This is a genomic window from Streptomyces sp. NPDC002574, from assembly GCF_042889545.1.
Taxonomy (GTDB): Bacteria; Actinomycetota; Actinomycetes; order Streptomycetales; family Streptomycetaceae; genus Actinacidiphila.
On record NZ_JBIARB010000002.1, the window covers coordinates 614,172 to 627,750 of the forward strand.

The following is a 13,579-nucleotide window of genomic DNA, read 5'->3' on the forward strand; positions in this document are numbered from 1 at the left end:
CGTGCCTCGGGTGGGCGGGGGGCGCGGGCCCCCCCCCCCCCCCCGCGCCGCCCCCCCCCCCCCCCCCCCCGGCGCCCCCCCCCCCCCCCCCCGGCTGCTCGGACAGTGCATGGCGATGGACCCGGGGGAGACGAGCCCCGGGTGCCGTTGTTCGAACCAGGCGGTCCGCTCTGCGATGAACTGCGCCAGTCCGGCCACGCGCGGGGGCCGGACGGCCGCAGTTCATCGGTGATCGCTGTCACGGCTGCGCGGGTCCCGCGCCATCACAACACGGAGGCGTTCTGCGCAAGGGGATGTTGGAGCCTCCGGCAATCGGCCCAGTAACTCATGTGTATGAGCTTGTACGCGGACAGTCGCGGCCGCTGTCACGCGGCGGTCCCTCAGAGGTGGCCGTCCAGGAACTCCCGTAGCTCGGCGATGGTCATAAGCCCCGTGCCGTGCGCGACCGCCTGTCCCTCCTCCAGCAGGACGTAGGACGGGGCTCCGGTGATTCCGTACCGCTCGGTTGCGGCCGGACAGCGAGTGATGTCGGTGCGGACGGCCGTCAGGCGGCCCGTGTACTCGTCGGCGATGCCACCCACGACGAGGTCCATCACCCGGCAGGGCTCGATTGCCTTGGGCCATGTCACGGTGAAGTATGCGAGGACCGGAACTCCGCTCATCCCGAGGATGAAATCGAACTCCGCGTCCTCACGGGGTTGGTGAACCCGCTTCGCCATGGAAGCTCCTGACCTCGCGTTCCGTCATTCCATCCCCATCATCCCCCGCGCGGTGCGGTCGGCCGGCCCGGTCGGTCGTCCGGCTTACGCCCTGGCAGGTGCGCCGTGGTGGCGGCGCGTGGCACAGGTCGCCGGGTTAGACTCGCGGCCCGGATGCGGGGAGGAGCGGACACGTGAGCGCAGCACCCATACGGTTCGGCATCGTGGGCAGTGGCTGGCGGGCCGAGTTCTTCGCCCGGCTGGCGAGGGCGCTGCCCGAACGGCTGGTGGTCGCCGGCGTGGTGACGCGCTCGGCCGAACGCGCCGCCCAGGTGGAGGCGGAGTGGGGGGTGCCCGCCTTCCGAAGCCTCGACGAACTGTGCCGTACCGGGCCGGAGTTCGTGATCCCGTCCGTGCCGTGGGATGTCACGCCCCAGGTCGTGCGGGAACTCGTCGAGCGCGACGTGCCGGTCCTCGCGGAAACGCCACCCGCCCCCGACGTACGCGGGCTGCGGGAGTTGTGGGCTGCCGTGGGGGGCGCCACGCGCGCCGACGGCGGCGCACTCGTCCAGGTCGCGGAGCAGTACACCCTGATGCCCGGCCACGCCGCTCGTCTCGCCCTCGTACGCGAAGGGGTGATCGGCGAGGTCACCTCCGTCCAGGTGTCCTCGACGCACATGTATCACGCGATGTCGCTGATCCGGCACACGCTGGGTGTCGGCCGCGGGCCCGTGACGGTGACGGCCCGGGCCTTCACCGCCCCGCTCGCCGACCCGCTGTCGCCCGGCGGCTGGTCGGACGACCTCACGCCCAAGGACGCCGTCACGACCCTCGCCTTCCTGGACTTCGGCGGGGCCCGCACGGGTCTGTACGACTTCACGGACAACCAGTGGTGGAATCCGCTGCGCGGCCGCCGGATCGTGGTACGCGGCTCGCTCGGCGAGATCGTGGACGACACGGTGGTGCGCATGGCCGATCCGCGTACGCCCGTGGAGTCCCCGCTGATGCGTCGCCGCACCGGCACCGACCTCAACCTCGAAGGGGCGGAGGTGCACCACATCTCGTTCGACGGACAGGTGGTGTGGCGCAACGACTATCTGGGCGCGAGCCTGTCCGAGGACGACCTCGCCGTGGTGGACCTGCTGTGCCGTACGGGCGCGTGGGTCCGGGACGCCGGCCCGGAACCGTATCCGCTGGCCGAGGGCTGCCAGGACCATCTGCTGGCATTGGCCGTCGACGAGTCGGCGCGTACGGGGGCGCCGGTGACCACCGCGGTGGAGGCGTGGGCGGCCCGCTGATCCCGCCGGCTGCCCGGATCCCCTTGTGCCTGCCCCGGGGCCATGACCGCCGCCGGGGTGCCCGGCCGCATCAGGCGTGTCAGTGCGAGGCGCTGACGCGTCGGGCGTAGGCGCGGGCGGCGCGGGCGCGGTCGCCGCAGCGGGTGGAGCACCAGTGGCGGCGGCCGTGGGTGCGCAGGAGGAACCGGTCGCAGGGCGCGGAGCCGCAGGCGGCGAGGATGCCGGCATCGGGACCGGTGACCAGGTCGGCGGCGTCGGCGGCGAGCGCCGCCAGCGCGTGGTTCACGGCGCGGTCGATGGGGTGCGCCTGGACGCGGCGCAGTCCCTGGGCCGCGTCCCACGCGAGCAGGGGTGCGGTGGGTGGTGCGGCCGTGAGGGCCTCGTTCACCGCGCGCAGGGAGTCCTCGGGCGGGGTGGTGCGCTCGACGCGGGCGGCGAACAGGATGCGTACGTGTCCACGAAGCGTGCGCATCCGCTGTGCGCACACCTCGTACAGCCGCACGTCCGGGGCGACCAGGTCGTGGGCGGCGAGCCAGTGCATGGCGGATCCGGGGGTGGCGAGCAGGTCGTAGCTCTGGCCGGCGGGCAGGGTCGCGACGGTGTCGGCGAAGGCCAGGGAGCGGTACTGGTCGGCACCTGGAGCTGGGGGCAGAGCGGTCTGCGCCGTGTCGGTGGCCTGGGTGTCGTCCATGCCTCTCATGGTAGCGATTGCATTTTCCCGTGATGCCCGCCTAGCCTGGTGTCACGGTAAACGCAGATGTTTTTCGTGAGAGGTGAGGAAGTCGTCATGTCCCAGCTCAATGCCGATCAGTTCCCGGTCCGCACATACGGCGGCCCGACCGCCTTGTTCGAGTACGGGGGTCTGCGGTTTTTGACCGACCCGACGTTCGACGGCCCCGGTGACTACGGCCGGCCCGGCCGTCCGGTCCTGACCAAGACCGCCCCCTCCACCGGTACCCCCGCCGATCTCGGCCCCATCGACGTGGTCCTGCTCTCCCACGACGAGCACCCCGACAATCTCGACAACTCCGGCCGGGCCCTGCTCGCCGACGTTCCCCTCACGCTGACCACTCCCGGCGGCGGCGGGCGCCTCGGGCAGAAGGCCAAGGGCCTGGCGGACTGGGAGACGGTCGAGTTGCAGCGCCTGGGCGGCGGCACTGTCACCGTCACCGGTGTTCCCGCGATCCACGGCCCCGGCCCGCGCGAGGAGGTTGAGCCCTTCACCGGCCAGGTCGTCGGCTTCGTCCTGGCCGGAGAGGGCCTGCCGACGGTCTACGTCAGCGGCGACAACGCCTCCCTCGACGCCGTCAGGGAGATCGCCGGGCGCTTCGCCCCGGTGGACACCGCCATCCTGTTTGCCGGCGCACCTCGTTTTCCCATGCTTTTCGACGGCGACCTGATCGTCCTGGACAGCGCGCAGGCCGCCGAGGCCGCCCGGATCCTCGACGCCCGCCGTGTCATCCCGGTCCACCACGACAGCTGGGCCCACTTCACCGAGGGCCGCGAGGACTTGGACGCCGCCTTCACCGCCGCGGGCCTGGCCGACCGCCTGGACCTGGACTGGACGCGGCGCGCCTCCGCCTGAGCCGCGCCCAGAACCGGGACGTCATGCCGGGGTGGGGGGCTCGAAACACACCGGAGCCCCATCCCGGCAGCGACCGCCCGCGCCGTCCCGGCCTATGCCGGCCTGCTTCGTACGCGGCCTTCCGTGGCCTGGTCCCCGCGGTTCGTGTCTCAATCAGCGTCCAACGCACGCCACTTGTCTGCATGCATCACCGGCGTCACCACGATCGAATGGAAGCGTCCTGGTGAGCGGAAGGTGATCGAGAGCTCACCTGGTTCGGCACCGTCCCGCACCGCGGCGATCTCGGAGAGGCCGATGCGCCAGCCCTTGGCACCGGCCTCGATGTCCGCGTTCGATGTGAAGTGAAGGCGGTCGTCGTAGACCTCCGCGACGCCGGCAATCGCCTGGCGGGCTCCGGATGCCTCAACCGCCGTCGCGTCAGCCATCAGGGACTGCCCGGAGTTCACGGCATCCAAGATCCGCTCGATCTGAGCGTTCGCCTTGCGACCGCTCCACCAAGTACGAAGTCCCACCCGGTTCCCCGATTCCCTAGCCCACTGGATCCGCCAAGTGTGCACGGACGGAACGATCAGCGACTATGCGGGTCCGCTGGCCATACTGCCGCCGCCGAGGGCGCTGGACGGCAATCCGTACCACTGATGATCCCGCAAAGGTGGGAGGGGTCTGTGCGGCCCCTTCCGCCCCCAGGCAGCAGCCGACCGTCGCCCACGACGCAGCGGGCAAGGCGCAGTTGTCCGGCCCCTGACTCAATGCCACGAAACTTAAGTTGATCAAGGAATCATGGCGGCTCGTCACCGGATGGTCTCGTGCGTCGTTGAAGTCTGTTTTTTGCGGACGGCTGCGGTTGTCGCATGGTTCAGGGGGCGGTTGGAACAGGTGGGCCGGTTGCGCGGCCGGACCAGGTGTCGCTGGGGGTCTTGGTCGCTGCGGTACCGCTGTTCAAGGTCGACGAGGCCGCTGCGGTGTGTGGGGTGGCTGAGCAACGCCGTGGCGGAAGGCTTCCTCACCATTGCCCCGAGCACGACGCCCTGACCCGCCACGTCCGGTCCTTCGCGACCATGCTCACCGACCGCCAGCGCGAGCGTTTTCCAGAGTGGCTCGACGAAGTTCGGCAGGACGACCTGCCCAGCCTCCACATCCTCGCAGCTGGAATCGACCGTGACCTCGACGCCGTCATCGCCGGCCTGACCCTTCCCTGCAGCTCGGGCGCAGTGGAGGGCCACGTCAATCCCATGAAAATGATCAAACGGCGGATGTACGGACGCGCTGGCTGCAAGCTCCTGCGCGAGCGGGTGCTGCTTGCCTCCTGACCGCATTGTCGGTGGCCAGTGCGACGATCCCCAGACGACCGCGCAAGGAGAGATATGGGCACCTGGGACATCGGCCCTTTCGACAATGACACCGCCGCCGACTTCGCCGGCGACCTGGATGAGGCATCCATGGAAGAACGCGAGTCCATGATCCGCAGAGTCCTCAAACGCGCCGCCGACCCTGCGGACCACCTGATCACCCCCGACGCCGAGCGAGCAGTTGCCGCGGCAGCCCTGGTGGTCGCACAGCACCCTGGCGGCGAGCCCGCGTGCTCGAACTACGGCCCGTCGGAGCCGCTGCCGGAGTTGCCCGCAGACCTTCGAACGCTGGCCGTCGGCGCTCTGGACCGAGTGGTCGATGAGCGGTCTGAAATCGCCGAGCTGTGGGACGAGGCCACGAACGGGCCGAGATGGCGCCAAGACATCACCCGCCTGCGCGACGTCCTCGACCCTCCGATTCCGCCACAAGAGGAAGCCCTCTTCGGGATCTGACCGGTGACCCACAGTTGTGGAGCACAGAAGTTGAGCCAGAACCCGAAATCGTTTGTCGATGGCTTTGGGCGGCAGCCGGTGACCACTGCGCCTCGCCGTGTCGATGAGTTTTCACGGCGCTGGAGCACTCCCCAGCCGTCATGTCGGCCCAGGCTGCGCCCGCGAGGTTCAGGCGACGGACGGCCGCCTTGGATCGGTCGGGACAATCGCGTGCTCGTCGAAGAGCTGTTCAAGGGCTTCGTGGCCGTGCTCGCGGCGGTATGCCATCTCGGCCGCGGTGACCGGCAGAGTCCAGAGGATGCGGGCATGGCCGTCCGGCAGCGGGCAGTGCTCCAGGCCAGGGCCGTAGAGGTAGGGAAGGCTGATCAGCAGGTGGTCGCAGTGGGACCCGGGCAGCCACGGCTCCCCGATCGGCAGGCTGTGCCGGAGATCGAGGCGGTGATCGGCGTGGTAGTAGGCGGTCATGGCCAGGAGATCGGCGAAGCGTTCATCGCGGACCGGCGCGGAGAGGACGAACTCGAGGCCGTGACCGTCCGTCTCGACCGTGGACCAGCAGCCGGCGGTGACATAGGCCCAGCTGTCGGCGCGAGGTCCCGGGCTGACGGTGAGGATCCTCAGGTCTGGAACTGCTTCCCTTCGCCCAGGCCCCAGGTCGTCATCGCCGGCCGTGATCGCATGGCCGGTGAAGAAGCGGCGAACGTGGGTCTCGAGGCCTGCTGTCGCCCGCTGCCTGCGCTCGCTCTCGAACATGATGGCGAGGATCTCACGGCCGGTCCGGGTGCCCTGTGTTGGGCCCGCCCTGGCGCAGGCGGGGCGGACGCGGATGGTTCAGCCGGCCTCGACCGCTTCCTCGTGCCGTGCTCGGGTGCTCGTGAGCCGGTCGACGATTGCCGCGCAGAGCCGGGGGTCGGGAAGGGGTCGGGAAGCCTTGGTCCAGCCGACATCGTCAGCGGCAAGGCCGACGTGTTCGCCGCCGCCGAACGCATCCGCTCCTGGCGGTCCATACCCGGCCGACGGATCACACCGCAGGGGTGTTGTCCGTGTCGTTAGACAGACCATGACCTTGAATGACACCACCACGACAGAACTCCACGATGCCGTGTCCGCCCTTCTCCAGGACTTCCGCGCGGGCAGCTGGCTGCCCACACCCGCGGAGCGCGGCCTTGCCGAAGGCCTCGCCCGCGCCCGCTGGAGCATGCAGACGGTGCGGGCTCAACTGCGGGACCAGCCCGAATCCGTGACCAGCGACCCCCTCGGCCAGGTCGTCACCACGACGGTCCGCGCTCTGGCGTCCCCTGGGACCAACGCAGCAGCACTGCTCACTCTCCGCGTGCTGGTCGATGCCCTTACTCCTCCCCAGGCAGGGGAAGGGTGATCATGCCCGGCGGGCACCCGGCCGGCCAAGGGAGCACACGCTGCCCGGCCCGGGCCGGATCGCGGCGTGGAGGCTGTCCTGGCTGAACACGCCGGCCTCAGGGAGCACGCTCACACGTGTGGGAACGGCCGGGTGGGCAGCCCAAGAGGGCTGCCCACCCGGCCGTTGCGATCGTTACCAGGGCACTTCCCCGTTTTCGTCCTGGAAGGTGCCCGTCGGGCCGTCCGGGTCGAGAGTCGCCAGCCGCACGACGACCTTGGCGCTCTCCTCCGGTGTCCTTCCGACTCCGAATGCCGCGGTGAGGTCGGTCGCGGTGGTGCCGGGCTCGACCGCGTTGAACTTGATGCCCGGCTGGGACTTGGCGTACTGGACCGTGAGCATGGTGGCCGCGGCCTTGGACGCGGAGTAGAGCGTCAACGGCAAGTTGAACTCCGGCCGTTCCGGATTGGTCACCGCCCAGAAGGACCCGGCACTGCTGGAAACGGTGACCACGGTCGGGTGAGGGGACTTGCGCAGCAACGGAAGGGCCGCTTCGGTGACGCGTACGATTCCCACCGCGTTGGTGTCGAACGCCCGGAGCGCCGTGGGGCCGTCGGTGACTCCGTGCCCCAGGACGCCCGCGTTGTTCACCAGGACGTCCAGCCGCCCCTCGGCCGAGTCGATCGTCGCCAGCGCGCTGCCCACCGACGCGTCGTCGGTCACATCGAGCTGTACGAAGCGTGCGCCAAGTGCCGCAGCGGCCTTCTCGCCTCGTTCGACGTCACGAGCGCCGATGTAGACAGTGTGACCCAACGCCAGAAGCTGCCGTGCGGTCTCGAAGCCGATGCCCTTGTTGGCCCCGGTGATCAGTGTGACGGTCATGCGTATCCTCACGAGTGATGTGGCCCGAGGGGCCGATCGATGGTGTCCGGACGGGTCTTCGACGGTGCTGATTCCTGAGGTCAGCCGGCCAGCTGCCGGCGAAGTTCGCCGGCGTCGTGCAGGGCCGTCATGTGCACGAACCGTCCGTTGCGGACCTGGTAGATGGCGTACTCGACGATCTCGAACGAGGCGCCGGTGGGAGTCACGCCGAGCCATTCCTTCACCGGGGTACCGGTGTTGACCAGACGTGCGGCCAGACGGTCACCGTCGAAGAGCAGTTCCTCGAGCTCCCAGTGGAGGTCCGGAACCGCGTCCACGTCGTGCTTCTGCACCGTGATGAGGTCGTCCCGGGTGGCCGGCTCACCGTTCAGGGTGGTCCGGTCGTCGATGAACTCGTCCATTCCGTCGAACTTGTGCGCGTTGAGCGCCTCGATGTAGCGCAGGTAGAACGCGCGCAGATCACTGTCGGACATGAGGTGATCCTCCTGTGGGCAGCCCCGGTTCGGAGCCGTGACCGGATGTCGATGGGACGCGACGCCCTCCACGGCCGCGCCATGCCGCCCATCGCTGAAGCGGATGTCCGCCGATCAAGGGCGCTGGCGGCCGATGCGCACCGGCCAGGCAGACTCCGGCGCTGCCCTCGCTCGCGAGAGCGGTCCTTCCTTCCAGCAGTGCCACGTGAGCAGCCCCTCGATATCTGTAGCGATCGCTGCGGAAGTCGAACGTTAGCACTTCCGCAGCGATCGCTACAGAAGAGGTAGGCTGGCGCGGTGGAGACGAAGAAGAGCGGCCCTGTCGGCCGACCGCGAGGATTCGACGCTGACGAAGCCCTCGAACGGGCCATGCTGGTCTTCTGGAGGCACGGCTACGAAGGGGCCAGCACGGCCGGCTTGACGAATGCGATGGGCATCTCCACCACCAGCATGTACGCGGCCTTCGGCAGCAAGGAGAAGCTCTTCCGCAAGGCCCTGGAGCGCTACACCGAAGGGCCGAGCGCCTACCTGGCCCGGGCCATGGAGGAGCCGACCGCCCTCGGCGTCGCCACCGCGATCCTGGCCGGCACCATTCGGACCACCACCCGCCCGGCCCATCCCCATGGGTGCCTGGGTGTCCAGGGCGCCCTGACCACCAGCGACTCCGGCCAGGAAGTCCGCGACCTCCTCGTCGCCTGGCGTGACAACGGCTACTCCTGCGTCCGCGAGCGGTTCCAGCGCGCGGTCGACGACGGCGACCTGCCTCCGCAGACCGATCCGCGGCTACTGGCCCGCTACCTCACCACCTTCGCCTACGGCCTCGCCGTACAGGCCGCGAGCGGTGTCGGCCGCGACGAACTCCAGGAGATGGCCGACGTCGTCCTGCGCAATTGGCCGCTCTCCTGAGACCCGCCCGGCGTGCGTCTTGAGGGCGATCCTGAAGAGCGCCCGCCACTGACCGGCCTGCCCCGGCGGCAGTCACCGCGGTGTCCCGTCCACCGCACGTCCAGGGACACGTCAGCAGTGTTCCCGCCGCCGTTTGAGCACCTATCAGACTACTTGCGCGTACAAATAGTCCAATGTTCCACTTGATTGCCGCAGCAGGCATCAGGGTGCGGCGTAGATGTGCGGGGCGGTTTGCCCCTGCGCGGTCGTTCCCTTTACTGTCCCTGACTTCGCCCGTACGCCGCTGCAAGTGCCCGCTCCGCCTCCTCTGGCGTGTCCGCCGCGAAGTACGCCCGCCATCCGTCCCAATTCGGGATGGTGCCGTCCATGCCCCAGTTCATATGCGGGATCACGTGGACATGTACCCACGGCCCACGGGCTGGAAGTACGCCTTCACCAGCGACGGAGCGAATAGCCGCCGTCACTTTCTCTATCATCACTTTGGCTTGTTCCGGCGCTGGGAGAAGTTTTTCGGGTGCGATCACGTCCACCTGCCACTGCGCGGCGGGGTCGCCGAGCGGGTTCGGATTGTACCAATTCTCTGGATCGAACTCATAGTACTGAACCCATGATGTCTGCTGGTGTCGTTCCGAATTTCTCAGATCTTCGACTTCGGCCACTGCTGCGACAAGTCGCTTGCCGAGTTCACGCTTCTGTTCGGCGCTGAGGTGATTTTTCATGACGTGTACGCGAACGAAAACCATGTCAGCCCGCTTCCCCTGATTGGAATTCGGTCTCTTTTTCACCCTACGACCCTCCCTCTGCGCCCACCACGCGAGACGCGGCCGGTGGCGGCCGCCACCGCCCCGGCCACCCTGCCGAGCAGGAGTGACTGCCCGCGTCGGCCAGTTGCCGAGTGCGCTGTCCGAGATCTCACCGGCGTGGGACCCCCTGCCCTGCCGCGGCCCGTCCCCGGGGCACAGCGAACGGCACCGTGGTTGAGGCGACGTCGGGGCTGTCGTGGATCTCGTGGCGCAGGCCGGAGTCTGCCGGGCCGGTAAATGGGATGCGGTGGGCCTCCACGAATTGTCGTGACCAGCCGGAGAATAAAATTCCTTCTACGGACGTATCCGTGTGGACGTCATCAACTTCCCGTGCGGGGAGGGCGTAGATGCGTGCCGCCGTCTTCCCGTGTGGAGTTGCCGTGGAAAGTCGGCAGCGTAGGATTATTGGAGAGCTTGTCCGTTGAACGGCGGCTGACAACTCGCCTGCGGGAGGATCCATGACTGTGACGACCATGACTTCCGACGGCACGATCGAGGCCGTGCCGCACGAAGTCGTCCGATTCACCATCCAGATCGACGACACGTACGAGAATTTCCGTAAACGCTACGAAGAGGCCGTCCCGGTGTACCAGAGCGACCGCTTCGCGGAGCTGGTCAAGGAGGGCGTGGATTGGCAGTCCGTCCTGGAGGCGACGGCGGAGAATGCGCCGCACGACTTCATCATTTACTGGAGCAGTGACTGGACCCCACTGATGCGACTCGCCGGTGACCGGGGCCGTTGCGTCGAGTACCTGATGGGAAATCACACGATCGCGCAGAAGATGTACCGCTACAACCCGGCCGTGATGCTGTACGCGCCGTTGCGCACGGCGATCTTCGAGGACGCGGACGGTGTCACCTGGTTCACCGTCGAGCAGCCGAGCACCTCGTTCGGCAGCTTCAACACACCGCAGATCACGAAGGGCGGCCTCACATTGGACCGTGCCCTTGCCGCGCTCCTCGACCATATGGGGGTCCCGGTGCCCTCTGCACTACGGCACTCCTGAGGCCGATCCGCCGAGTAGGGGTGGGCAGCCCGTCATTCCCGGCGCAAGCCGTCCGAGCCGTACTCCCCAAAGACCGCTCGGAGTTCTTGGCGACGTGGAACGACGCCACGGACCACGGCGCCATCAGCCTCACGGCTTCCCCGGACGCCGCAGGCCTAGAACTGGCGCCAGGGCCTCGGTCGCACTCGTCCCGTGGGCGCCATCGCCGGCGGCTTCCTGACCAAGTCCACCACCAGGACGGCATCGACGTGAGCACCGCGGGCCCGCCCGCGGTGCTCCTCGCGATCCTGCTCGGGTTCATGGGGTGCGCGTGTCTTCACGAGCAGCGCGGCGCCGGGACACAGGACGGACGACCCGTTCGTGCGGCACGGCAACCCGTCCGGCCTCTGCCCGACGTGAAAGCCGCCGACGGGCCCCGACGCCGGTTGTGCACAGTGATTGGTCAGCCCTTGCCGGCTCGTACGGGTTCGGCGGCGACGGGAGCCGTTCGATCGCCCGCGCTGCGCGAGGGCAGGGAGTCACCTTCGATGTCCACGTTGGGCACGGCCCGGTCCAGCCACTTGGGCAGGGCCCAGGCGTGGCGGCCGAGCAGGCTCAGTACCGCGGGGACGATGGTGAGGCGGACAACGAAGGCGTCGATGAGGACGCCGACGGTCAGCGCGAAGCCGATCGTCTTGACGGTCGGGTCGTGGTTGAAGATGAAGCCGCCGAACACGGCCGCCATGATGAGGGCCGCCGCCGTGACGACCCGGCCGCTGCGCTCCACGCCGTGCTCGACGGCGGCCCGCGCGTCCCGGTGGTGGTGGAAGTGCTCCCGCATCCGGCTGACCAGGAACACCTCGTAGTCCATCGCGAGGCCGAACAGGACGCCGATCAGCAGGACCGGCACGAAGCACGCGATCGGGGCCGCCGCCGCGACCTGGAACAGTCCGGTGAGGTGGCCGTCCTGGAAGACCCATACGACCGCACCGATGCCGGCTGCGATGGACAGCAGGAAGCCGAGAACGGCCTTGAGGGGCACCAGGATCGAGCGGAAGGCCAGCATCAGCAGGAGCAGCGCGAGCACCACGATGATCGTGACGAACAGCGGCAGCGCCGAGGACAGCTTCGCGGACACATCGATTCCGGCGGCGGTCGCACCGGCGACGTAGGCCGTGCCGCCCGCGTCGGTCACCGGGTTCACCGCGTGGTCGCGCAGCCGGTGCACCAGATCCGTGGTCCTCTGGTCGTCGGGGCCGGTCTTCGGTACGACACCGAGCACGGTGATCGCGCCGTCCTCGGTGGCCCTGGGCGGGGCGACGGTCGCGATGTCCGGATCCTTGCCGACGGTGTCGGCGATCTGCTCGACGACCGTCTCGCGCTGCGCGGCGGGTATGCGGGTGCCGTCGACGACGACCACGAGGGTCGCGTTGAAGCCGGGACCGAAGCCCTTGGTGAGGAGTTCGTAGCTCTTGTGCTGGGTGCTCGCGGTGGGCTGGGTCTCGTTGCTCGGCAGTCCGAGGCGCAGTCCGGTGGCGGGCAGGGCGAGGGCGAGCAGGCCGAGGACGCTCACGATCAGCACCGGGACGGGGAAGCGTGTCATGAGGCGGCCCCAGGCCAGACCCCAGGCCCCGGGCTTGCGTTCGCGGCCGGGTGTCCGAGCTTGCGGGGAACCCGCCCCTGGCCGTGCGCTCCTGGGGCGCAGGCGTTCGCCGAGGAAGCCCAGCAGGGCCGGTACGAGGGTGAGGGCCACCAGGACCGCGAGGAGTACGGTTCCGGCGGCGGCCAGGCCCATCACGGTGAGGAAGGGGATGCCGGTGGTGGCGAGCGCGGCGAGCGCGATGATGACCGTCACGCCCGCGAAGGTCACGGCGCTGCCCGCCGTCGCGGTGGCGCGGGCGATGGAGTCGGGCACGTCGTGCTCGGGATCGGCGAGCTGTTCGCGGTGGCGGGAGACGATGAACAGGGCGTAGTCGATGCCGACCGCCAGGCCGATCATCAGCGCGAGGACGGTCGCGGTGTTCGTCATCTCGATGAAGCGGGACAGGAACTGGACGGTCATCACGCCTACCCCGACGCCGACGAGGGCCGTCACCAGGGGCAGCCCGGCCGCCACGAGTGAGCCGAGCGCGAGCGCGAGCACCACGAAGGCCACGACCACGCCGAGGACCTCGGCGGGGCCGCCGACCTCGGCCGGCGGGGTGGACACGGTGCCGCCCAGCTCGACCTCGAGGCCGGCCCTCTTCGCCGGGTTCAAGGCCTCGTCGAGCCGGTCCTTGGCGGACTGGGGCACGGTGTTGGCCGGTTTGCCGAACAGCGCGTCGGCGTAGCCGATGGTGCCGTCCCTCGACACGGCGCCGGTCTTCGCGGGGTCGGAGACGTTGATGACGCCCGGCACCGCGGCGACCTCCTTGAGGGTCGCGGCGATGGCGCGTTGCTCGTTCTCGCCGGAGAGTTTCGCGCCCGCGGGTGCGGCGAACACGACCCGGGCCGTGCCGCCCGCGGCTTGCGGGAACTTTTCCTTCAGTAGGTCCTGGGCCTGCTGGGACTCGACGCCCGGCACCGAGAACTCCGTCGTCGCCTTTCCGCCGAGGGCGGTGCCCAGTCCGGCGGTCACCGCGAGGATCAGTACCCACATCGTGAGCACCCGGGACCGGTGGAGTGCCGCCCAACGTCCCAGCGCGTACAAGCGTTTCGCCACGGCAGATCTCTTTCGTCTCAAGGGTCGTCGGCTGTCGGTCCGGTAGGATTTTTACAGCGTAGTGCATGTTTACTGCGTGAGGTAAAAATGC

Annotated in this window: 14 protein-coding genes and 1 pseudogene; 7 read left to right on the forward strand and 8 right to left on the reverse strand. The window is 69.0% G+C overall.

The annotated features are described in order from the left end of the window. Window positions 1–380 precede the first annotated feature (380 nt). Window positions 381–719, reverse strand: coding sequence for a thioredoxin family protein (locus ACFYXS_RS06625; protein ID WP_389244588.1), 339 nt, complete (start codon window positions 717–719; stop codon window positions 381–383). Between the two features lie 173 nt (window positions 720–892). On the opposite strand from ACFYXS_RS06625, the gene ACFYXS_RS06630 reads away from it, so the two are divergent. Next, a complete protein-coding gene (locus tag ACFYXS_RS06630) occupies window positions 893–1,996 on the forward strand; it encodes a Gfo/Idh/MocA family protein (protein WP_389244590.1) in 1,104 nt (367 codons plus the stop codon). 79 nt (window positions 1,997–2,075) lie between these two features. Here the strand turns inward: ACFYXS_RS06630 and ACFYXS_RS06635 are convergent, their stop codons facing one another. Beyond that, window positions 2,076–2,687: an ABATE domain-containing protein gene (locus ACFYXS_RS06635; protein ID WP_389244593.1), complete on the reverse strand. Its 612-nt coding sequence runs from the start codon at window positions 2,685–2,687 to the stop codon at window positions 2,076–2,078. Window positions 2,688–2,783: 96 nt separating this feature from the next. Here ACFYXS_RS06635 and ACFYXS_RS06640 point away from each other — a divergent pair, with 96 nt between their 5' ends. Next, the gene (locus ACFYXS_RS06640) at window positions 2,784–3,581 is read left to right on the forward strand and encodes an MBL fold metallo-hydrolase (protein ID WP_389244595.1); all 798 of its coding nucleotides are present in this window, start codon (window positions 2,784–2,786) and stop codon (window positions 3,579–3,581) included. 149 nt (window positions 3,582–3,730) lie between these two features. On the opposite strand, the gene ACFYXS_RS06645 is transcribed toward ACFYXS_RS06640, so the two are convergent. Next, the gene (locus ACFYXS_RS06645; protein WP_389244597.1) at window positions 3,731–4,093 is read right to left on the reverse strand and encodes a hypothetical protein; all 363 of its coding nucleotides are present in this window, start codon (window positions 4,091–4,093) and stop codon (window positions 3,731–3,733) included. A gap of 495 nt (window positions 4,094–4,588) precedes the next feature. On the opposite strand from ACFYXS_RS06645, the pseudogene ACFYXS_RS06650 reads away from it, so the two are divergent. Both ACFYXS_RS06650 and ACFYXS_RS06655 read left to right on the forward strand, forming a co-directional pair. Continuing rightward, window positions 4,589–4,891 (forward strand): annotated as a pseudogene (locus ACFYXS_RS06650) (transposase); the annotation flags it as partial. Between the two features lie 54 nt (window positions 4,892–4,945). Continuing rightward, window positions 4,946–5,383, forward strand: a complete 438-nt coding sequence (locus tag ACFYXS_RS06655) for a DUF4259 domain-containing protein (protein ID WP_389244599.1) — start codon at window positions 4,946–4,948, stop codon at window positions 5,381–5,383. Between the two features lie 168 nt (window positions 5,384–5,551). On the opposite strand, the gene ACFYXS_RS06660 is transcribed toward ACFYXS_RS06655, so the two are convergent. After that, on the reverse strand, window positions 5,552–6,133 hold the full coding sequence (locus tag ACFYXS_RS06660; RefSeq protein ID WP_389244601.1) for a suppressor of fused domain protein: 582 nt from the start codon (window positions 6,131–6,133) through the stop codon (window positions 5,552–5,554). Between the two features lie 307 nt (window positions 6,134–6,440). Between ACFYXS_RS06660 and ACFYXS_RS06665 the strand changes: the two genes are divergently transcribed. Next, on the forward strand, window positions 6,441–6,758 hold the full coding sequence (locus ACFYXS_RS06665) for a hypothetical protein (RefSeq protein WP_389244603.1): 318 nt from the start codon (window positions 6,441–6,443) through the stop codon (window positions 6,756–6,758). 174 nt (window positions 6,759–6,932) lie between these two features. On the opposite strand, the gene ACFYXS_RS06670 is transcribed toward ACFYXS_RS06665, so the two are convergent. Continuing rightward, window positions 6,933–7,619: an SDR family NAD(P)-dependent oxidoreductase gene (locus ACFYXS_RS06670; RefSeq protein WP_389244605.1), complete on the reverse strand. Its 687-nt coding sequence runs from the start codon at window positions 7,617–7,619 to the stop codon at window positions 6,933–6,935. 80 nt (window positions 7,620–7,699) lie between these two features. Continuing rightward, complete coding sequence (locus ACFYXS_RS06675) at window positions 7,700–8,092, reverse strand: ester cyclase (RefSeq protein WP_389244607.1); 393 nt, start codon at window positions 8,090–8,092, stop codon at window positions 7,700–7,702. A 297-nt stretch (window positions 8,093–8,389) separates the two neighbouring features. On the opposite strand from ACFYXS_RS06675, the gene ACFYXS_RS06680 reads away from it, so the two are divergent. After that, window positions 8,390–8,998 carry a TetR/AcrR family transcriptional regulator gene (locus ACFYXS_RS06680; protein WP_389244609.1) on the forward strand — a complete coding sequence of 203 codons (609 nt, stop codon included), beginning with the start codon at window positions 8,390–8,392 and terminating at the stop codon, window positions 8,996–8,998. Window positions 8,999–9,252: 254 nt separating this feature from the next. On the opposite strand, the gene ACFYXS_RS06685 is transcribed toward ACFYXS_RS06680, so the two are convergent. After that, on the reverse strand, window positions 9,253–9,717 hold the full coding sequence (locus ACFYXS_RS06685) for a 4-oxalocrotonate tautomerase family protein (RefSeq protein WP_389244611.1): 465 nt from the start codon (window positions 9,715–9,717) through the stop codon (window positions 9,253–9,255). Between the two features lie 542 nt (window positions 9,718–10,259). On the opposite strand from ACFYXS_RS06685, the gene ACFYXS_RS06690 reads away from it, so the two are divergent. Continuing rightward, a complete protein-coding gene (locus tag ACFYXS_RS06690; protein WP_389244613.1) occupies window positions 10,260–10,808 on the forward strand; it encodes a DUF302 domain-containing protein in 549 nt (182 codons plus the stop codon). 442 nt (window positions 10,809–11,250) lie between these two features. Here the strand turns inward: ACFYXS_RS06690 and ACFYXS_RS06695 are convergent, their stop codons facing one another. Further along, complete coding sequence (locus ACFYXS_RS06695) at window positions 11,251–13,488, reverse strand: MMPL family transporter (RefSeq protein WP_389244615.1); 2,238 nt, start codon at window positions 13,486–13,488, stop codon at window positions 11,251–11,253. Window positions 13,489–13,579: the final 91 nt, after the last annotated feature.